Genomic DNA, 6,649 nt, shown 5'->3' with positions numbered 1-6,649 from the left:
GATGTGTATAAGAGACAGTCGCCGGTGTGTATCCCCCGTGTCATCTATCCGCTGCTTCGCCGCCGCCGCTGAAAACCGTTGTGCGACCGGACTGAGCAGGGCGTCTCTCGGAGACGGAGCTGGAACTGTCGAGAGACGAACGCAGAGAGTCGAGGGCGTCCAGTAACGCTCGACCCTCGCGCGCAACGTCGTGGTCACCCTGCCGCGCTGCGGCTCCGACGGCGCGGCGAAGTCGCTCTTCACCACCATCGTCGAGAAAATCGGCCGCGCGTTCGAGCGTGGAAAACGCGTCGCGCGCGGCGGCAACGACGGCTTCGTGTTGGCGACGCCGAGAAGGAGCGTCCCCGTCGGCGAGTTCTCGGAGTGCGCGGCCGACAGTGGCGTGGTCAGTCATGGGGCGACGTGGCCCCGTCTTTTGATTTAAAGTTGCAGGGTGTAGAGCCGCTTGCGCGCGTCCGAGAACGAAAACCGGGAGTCCACAGCACCTTCTTCTTCGAGGCGGGAAAGCGCGTACCGCACGGTGCGCGGCGGCAACAGCGACTCTTCGGCGATTTCGCTCTGGGTGAGCGTGTCCTCGTAATCGAGGATTTTCGCGACCAATTTCGCGCTCGGGGGCATGTCTCGAACCGCATCCCAGCGGTCTTCTGAGTGAGGTTCGGATTGGCGTTCGACTGCTTCGGTGGTGCTCATCGTACCACACACGATGAAATGCTATTAGATAATATTTGCTATCCAGATTTATTACTATCAGGAATTTGTATGACACGCGTCAGACTCGTTATCCCCCGCAGAGAAGGCCTACAGGCGGCGAAGCCCACACACACCCGAAGCCTCTTATGAGCCTGCGTCCTACCCCGGGTGATGACCGACACTGTGGACGACGTCGACCTTCCTTACGATAAGGACGCGGCGTCGCAGCAGGAGAAGATCACCGCCCTTCAAGAGCGGCTCGAGGTTCTCGAATCGCAAAACGAGGAGATGCGGGACAAACTTCTCGATGCGAACGCCGAGAATAACAAGTATCAACAGAAGCTCGAGCGTCTGACGCACGAGAATAAGAAGCTCAAGCAGTCGCCGCTCTTCGTTGCGACGGTACAGGAAATCACGGACGAGGGGGTCATCATCAAGCAGCACGGTAACAACCAAGAGGCCCTCACCGAAGTGACCGACGAGATGCGCGAGAAGCTCGAACCTGACGCGCGTGTCGCGGTGAACAACTCGCTTTCTATCGTCAAGCGACTCGACAAAGAGACAGACGTCCGGGCACGTGTCATGCAAGTCGAACACAGCCCCGACGTGACCTACGAGGACATCGGCGGACTCGAAGACCAGATGGAAGAAGTCCGCGAGACGGTCGAGATGCCGCTCGACCGCCCCGAGATGTTCGAGAAGGTTGGCATCGACCCACCGTCGGGCGTCCTCCTCTACGGGCCGCCGGGCACCGGGAAGACGATGCTCGCGAAGGCTGTTGCGAACCAGACCAACGCCTCGTTCATCAAGATGGCCGGGTCCGAACTGGTGCACAAGTTCATCGGTGAAGGTGCAAAGCTCGTTCGCGACCTGTTCGAAGTCGCCCGCGAGAACGAACCGGCAGTCATCTTCATCGACGAGATTGACGCCATCGCTTCGAAGCGGACCGACTCGAAGACCTCCGGCGACGCCGAGGTCCAGCGGACCATGATGCAACTCCTCGCGGAGATGGACGGGTTCGACGAGCGCGGGAACATCCGCATCATCGCAGCGACCAACCGCTTCGACATGCTGGACCCCGCTATCCTCCGCCCCGGTCGGTTCGACCGCCTCATCGAGGTTCCCAAGCCGAACGAGGACGGCCGCGAGATTATCTTCAAGATTCACACGCGGAAGATGAACGTCTCCGACGACGTGGACTTCGAGGAACTCGCCGAACTCGCCGAGAACGCCTCCGGTGCCGACATCAAGGCTGTCTGTACGGAAGCCGGGATGTTCGCTATCCGCGACGACCGCACGGAAATCTACATGCAGGACTTCGTCTCTGCCTGGGAGAAGATTCAGAAGGAAGCAGACGACGGCGCAGAAATCTCACGCGCGTTCGCGTAACCGGATTTTACCCTTCGTCTCAATCGACTTTTCAGCCGGCTCGTGACACTGAGTTCCAACAGTGGGCGCATCCGACGAGCGACGGGTTCGTCGGCGGCAACCTACAGGGCTGTCACGACGACGAACGGGAGCACGAACAGGGCAACGAACATTCCGGCGAGGATGAGGCCGTACCCGCCGAGCGTCGCTGCCGCGGTCAGCCACGCTTCACGACGACCGGGGAGTTCCATCGCAGACATGGTTGGGGTGTCGCGGTCGTCCATGATAAATCGTTGGTCTTCGTCGGCGCGAGAAACTGCAAGTGCGGGAACCCGAAAGCGACGTCACACCGCGTCCTGCTCGGGGACAGGAGCCATCAGATAGCCACCGAACCCGAGCGTCCAGAGGAGCGTCGGATACGCGACGTACCGTTCGACGCCACCCATCCCGAGGAACGCCAGTGGGTGTGGGATGCCGAGCAGGCCCAGCACGATGAGACTCCCGAGGAGCAGGAGGACGAATCCACCGATTGCAGCAGAGAGATACTTGAACGGTGTCTCGATTACGCGGAACGCGACGACTGCCGACACCGCACCAGAGAAGAACGTCAGCAGTGCGAACATCCCATGCATCGGGGCTTCGCTGCCGTCGAAGACACCGACGCCGAGGACACCGAGACCGAGCAGTCCGAGGGCGATGGTAACCACGCGGTCACGGAATGCCTGGTGTACAAAGTACGTCGCCGCGAGTACGAGCACGCCCGAGACCATCATCGTCGTATTGAAAATCGACGCAGACGGCTGGAGGATGACGCTGTTCGGTGGTCTCGTCGCTCCAAGGTCGCTAATCTCCTGTACACCGGCATTGTAGCCGGGATAGAACGCCTCAGCGGTGATGATTCCCATGAGTGCGATGAGTCCGAAGAGGAACAACAGCGCGCCAGCGACGAATCGCTGGCGAGCAACGCCGTAGAAGACTCGTGACTCCGATGCGTGCTGTGTCGCCTGTGTGTGAGGTTGTGTCGAGTTTGTCATGGGTATTCCCTCACTAGTACAGACGAGCGGCAACGAGAACTTCGAATACGATGGCTCTCAGTCGATGAGAACCGATTGGGGCCGCCGACTATCCGCCTCAACCCGAACAACTGAAATCGAATCGGTTGCACCCACAGGTATGGGCACGCCACTCGACTCCCGCGAGGCGCAAGCCGAGGAAGTCCTCGACAGATTGTACGAGGAGTACCCGGACACCACCATCTCGCTTTCCTACTCGAATCGACTCGAACTCCTCATCGCCGTCATGCTCTCCGCGCAGTGTACCGACGAGCGCGTCAACAAGGTCACCGCGGAGTTGTTCGAGAAGTACGACGGCCCCGAAGAGTACGCCAACGCCGACCAAGACGAGTTGGCCGAGGACATCAACTCCATCACCTACTACAACAACAAGGCGAAGTACATCCGAAGCGCCTGCACCGACATCGTCGAGAAACACGACGGCGAGGTGCCGGACACGATGTCCAAACTGACCGACCTCGCGGGCGTCGGCCGTAAGACCGCGAACGTCGTCCTCCAACACGGTCACGACATCGTCGAGGGAATCGTCGTCGACACCCACGTCCAGCGACTCTCGCGGCGACTCGGTCTCACCGAAGAGGAGTACCCCGAACGCATCGAAGAAGACCTCATGCCGGTCGTCCCCGAGTCGGACTGGCAGCAGTTCACCCACCTGTTCATCAGCCACGGTCGCGCCGTCTGCGACGCCCGCAACCCAGACTGCGACGACTGCGTTCTCGAAGACATCTGTCCGTCGTCAAAACTCGACCACAGCGTTGACCTCGCCAGCGCTGAGCAGTGGTGACTTCACGGGAGAATCCGACGGGAGAATCCGGCGGGGTCAGACCAGAATGTAGCCCGTCACGTACCGGTATACACCGAGTATCCACGCGAGAAACCAGAAGATGACGTAACCGAGGACGCCGACTCTGAGACGTCCGCGCCACGCACCCATGTTCTCGTGGAGGTCGTCGAGGGCGATGTCCTGGTCGGGGTCGCGATATAGGTCAGCTTTCCACTTTACTTGGAAGATACGGACGATACCCGTGAGCGCGAACACGAGCATCGCGTACGCCTGTAACCCGAGAATCGCGTGGAGGGCAGTCAGACCGCTCAGTTGCTCGAAGAGTCGGGGAAGCATCCACGTCACGACGGGGACGGTGTTCAAGATGAGTCCCGGGAAGATGATTTTCAAGTGGTAGACGAGCACGTCCCACGACACCGTCTCGGCGTCTATCATAATCCACGCTCCGTAGAGGTAGAATGGAAGACTGGCCGTGACGGTGACCGCGGCAAGCGTCGCGAAGGTCGTCTCGTCTGCCATCGCCCGGCGTTAGAACCCGGTCGGCCTAAAGGAACCGATGCGGTGATTCCCATTCGAGCGCTAGACCAATTTTGACAGTCGATTCGGGTGGCCTGACGCCGATGGCGACCCGTACGGGTCGGAACACGTTTAGGTTCGTAGGGCTTACCCCGGGTAATGGCAGATTCGTCTTCCGCACCGGCTGAGGGACCCGAGTCGTCCGAGGCGGGTGTCGACGACGCGGTGTCCGAGGACGAACTCGAAGCGCTCCGCCGCGAGGTCGAGTCGAAATACGACTTCGACAACTTCGGCCCGGCCGATATGGCAGAGATGTCCGCCGAGGAGTGGGAAGCCGCCTTCGACCCCGACTCGTGGATTGTCGGCGAAGAGTTACTCGACCGCGTCGAAGAAGAGCTCCGCTACCGTGTCGCGATTCGCGAGGTGTTCGCCGTCCTCGAACGCGTCACCGAAAACGGCGAACCGCGGATTCTCGCGTACTCAGACGAAGGATACGCGGTTGTCTACCCGGACGGAAGCGTCGAAGGCGAGGGAACCGTCCTCCGTGACGTGAAACCGACGGTCGCACTCTGTTCGATGGACGATTTCGAGGTCAACAGTGCGCCGGAGAACGTCACACTCCCCGCCCCGGACGAAGTCGCACAGGGCACAGGCGACTTCGGGAACAAGATGCTCCAAATCGTCGCATTTGGACAGGTACTCGGCGGACTCGCACTCATCGCGTCGTGGCCGTGGCTTCCAAGCCCGAAGACAATCGCCGCGCCGATTGCTGGCTTCGGCTTCCTACTCGTCGGCATCTTCCTCTTCGTCGTCGTCGCAAACGCTCGCTTGTCCGACCGGTTCCGGGCCGAAGAGTACCGCGACCGTCTCCGTGTCATCGGGCTCGAAGAAGGTGAGCGCCCAGCGTTCCTTCCCGAATTTGACGACACCGAAATAGAGCCGCTCGTCGAGTCGCCGACGAACGATACCCCTCATTCTGAGGGGCAGTAACCGCTCTTCTTCGCGTCCTCGAATCACCCTCCGTGACGGCATAGTCGGTGGGTTTAAGCGCGAGGCATCCTGACGAACGGCTGTATGAAAAGGCGGGAGTTTCTCCGAACGGCTGGCGGTGCCACAGCCGCCGCGACCGCTGCCGCCGGGACCGCTGCGGCTTCAGAGGAAGGCGGCGGCGGTGGTGCGCAGGTGCAACCCGACTTCGGTGGTTGGCTCGACGGTATCGACGGAGGCTACGAAGACCTCCGTGGCCAAAGCGAAGTCACCATCGAGGTTGGTGCCTCCGGAAACGGTGGCGCACTCGCGTTCTCCCCGGCTGGCATCTGGATCGACCCCGGAACGACAGTGACGTGGGAATGGACCGGCGAGGGCGGTGGCCACAACGTCAAGATGGAAGAAGGCCCCGCAGGACTCGACTCCGGCGCTGCNTCGACCCCGGAACGACAGTGACGTGGGAATGGACCGGCGAGGGCGGTGGCCACAACGTCAAGATGGAAGAAGGCCCCGCAGGACTCGACTCCGGCGCTGCAGTCGGTGAAGCCGGAACGACCTACGAATACACCTTCGAAGAGGGTGACGCTGGCATCTCCAAGTACTTCTGTGCGCCACACAAAGCACTCAACATGAAGGGTGCAGTCGCCGTCGGCGGCGACGTTGCGACCGTCGAGGTCGGTGGCGGTGGCGGACGAAAGGAGCTTCACGAACTCGGTGTTCCGATTCAGGCACACTGGGTCGGCTCGGCGACCATCCTCGGAATCATCGTCACGCTCGTCTACACGTTCTACATCCTGAAGTACGGCGAGTCACCCAACACGGGTAACACTGGAGGTGGCGAATAATGTCTTCGACAGGAAGCACGTACGGCGATATACACCGATACGAACCGGCACGCGAGAGCACTGCGGCGGCCATCGCAATCGTCCTGTTGACGATTATCGAGGTCGTGTTCGTCTTCCTCTTCACCTACGGGTTCGTCTCCGGGTGGGGACTGACGGACACGGGTAACATGTTCCTCGGTGGCATCCTCGCCGTCATCTTCGTGGACCTCGCGTTCATCCTCGCACTGTACCGCAAGGAGTTCCTCCCAGACGTCATGATCGTCAAGAAGCGGCGTCGCAAATGGGAAGACCTCTACGTCCGCGAGGAGGACGTCGACGGGAACACGCTCGGTGACGGCGCGTGGGAACAGGTCAAGCGCGCGGTGTACCCCTACTACAAGCGATAA

At 60.8% G+C, this 6,649-nt stretch carries 9 protein-coding genes and 1 pseudogene; 5 read left to right on the top strand and 5 right to left on the bottom strand.

The window, feature by feature from the left end:
* Positions 1-40: 40 nt before the first annotated feature.
* Both C453_RS06355 and C453_RS06350 read right to left on the bottom strand, forming a co-directional pair.
* Entirely contained in the window at positions 41-394 is a 354-nt protein-coding gene (locus tag C453_RS06355) for a hypothetical protein (protein ID WP_008323418.1), read from the bottom strand.
* 26 nt (positions 395-420) lie between these two features.
* Positions 421-690 carry a MarR family transcriptional regulator gene (locus C453_RS06350; RefSeq protein ID WP_008323417.1) on the bottom strand — a complete coding sequence of 90 codons (270 nt, stop codon included), beginning with the start codon at positions 688-690 and terminating at the stop codon, positions 421-423.
* Between the two features lie 171 nt (positions 691-861).
* Here C453_RS06350 and pan1 point away from each other — a divergent pair, with 171 nt between their 5' ends.
* Complete coding sequence (gene pan1 / locus C453_RS06345; RefSeq protein WP_008323416.1) at positions 862-2,079, top strand: proteasome-activating nucleotidase Pan1; 1,218 nt, start codon at positions 862-864, stop codon at positions 2,077-2,079.
* A gap of 101 nt (positions 2,080-2,180) precedes the next feature.
* On the opposite strand, the gene C453_RS20155 is transcribed toward pan1, so the two are convergent.
* On the bottom strand, positions 2,181-2,342 hold the full coding sequence (locus C453_RS20155; protein WP_008323415.1) for a hypothetical protein: 162 nt from the start codon (positions 2,340-2,342) through the stop codon (positions 2,181-2,183).
* A gap of 60 nt (positions 2,343-2,402) precedes the next feature.
* Positions 2,403-3,092, bottom strand: a complete 690-nt coding sequence (locus C453_RS06340; protein ID WP_008323414.1) for a DUF998 domain-containing protein — start codon at positions 3,090-3,092, stop codon at positions 2,403-2,405.
* 139 nt (positions 3,093-3,231) lie between these two features.
* Here C453_RS06340 and nth point away from each other — a divergent pair, with 139 nt between their 5' ends.
* Positions 3,232-3,915 (top strand): endonuclease III, encoded by a 684-nt coding sequence (gene nth / locus C453_RS06335; RefSeq protein ID WP_008323413.1) that lies wholly within the window; start codon positions 3,232-3,234, stop codon positions 3,913-3,915.
* A 36-nt stretch (positions 3,916-3,951) separates the two neighbouring features.
* On the opposite strand, the gene C453_RS06330 is transcribed toward nth, so the two are convergent.
* Positions 3,952-4,434, bottom strand: coding sequence for a DUF7321 family protein (locus tag C453_RS06330; protein ID WP_008323411.1), 483 nt, complete (start codon positions 4,432-4,434; stop codon positions 3,952-3,954).
* Between the two features lie 156 nt (positions 4,435-4,590).
* Between C453_RS06330 and C453_RS06325 the strand changes: the two genes are divergently transcribed.
* The 3 genes and pseudogenes from C453_RS06325 (at position 4,591) to C453_RS06315 (ending at position 6,649) form a co-directional block, all read left to right on the top strand.
* Entirely contained in the window at positions 4,591-5,421 is an 831-nt protein-coding gene (locus tag C453_RS06325) for a DUF7319 domain-containing protein (RefSeq protein WP_008323410.1), read from the top strand.
* An 84-nt stretch (positions 5,422-5,505) separates the two neighbouring features.
* Positions 5,506-6,263, top strand: a pseudogene (locus tag C453_RS20985) (plastocyanin/azurin family copper-binding protein).
* The gene (locus tag C453_RS06315) at positions 6,263-6,649 is read left to right on the top strand and encodes a DUF7318 family protein (protein WP_007545304.1); all 387 of its coding nucleotides are present in this window, start codon (positions 6,263-6,265) and stop codon (positions 6,647-6,649) included. Before C453_RS20985 ends, C453_RS06315 begins: the two are co-directional and overlap by 1 nt.

Origin of the sequence: Haloferax elongans ATCC BAA-1513 (assembly GCF_000336755.1) — an archaeon.
Lineage (GTDB): Archaea > Halobacteriota > Halobacteria > Halobacteriales > Haloferacaceae > Haloferax > Haloferax elongans.
This window is presented reverse-complemented; position numbering and strand designations above follow the sequence as displayed.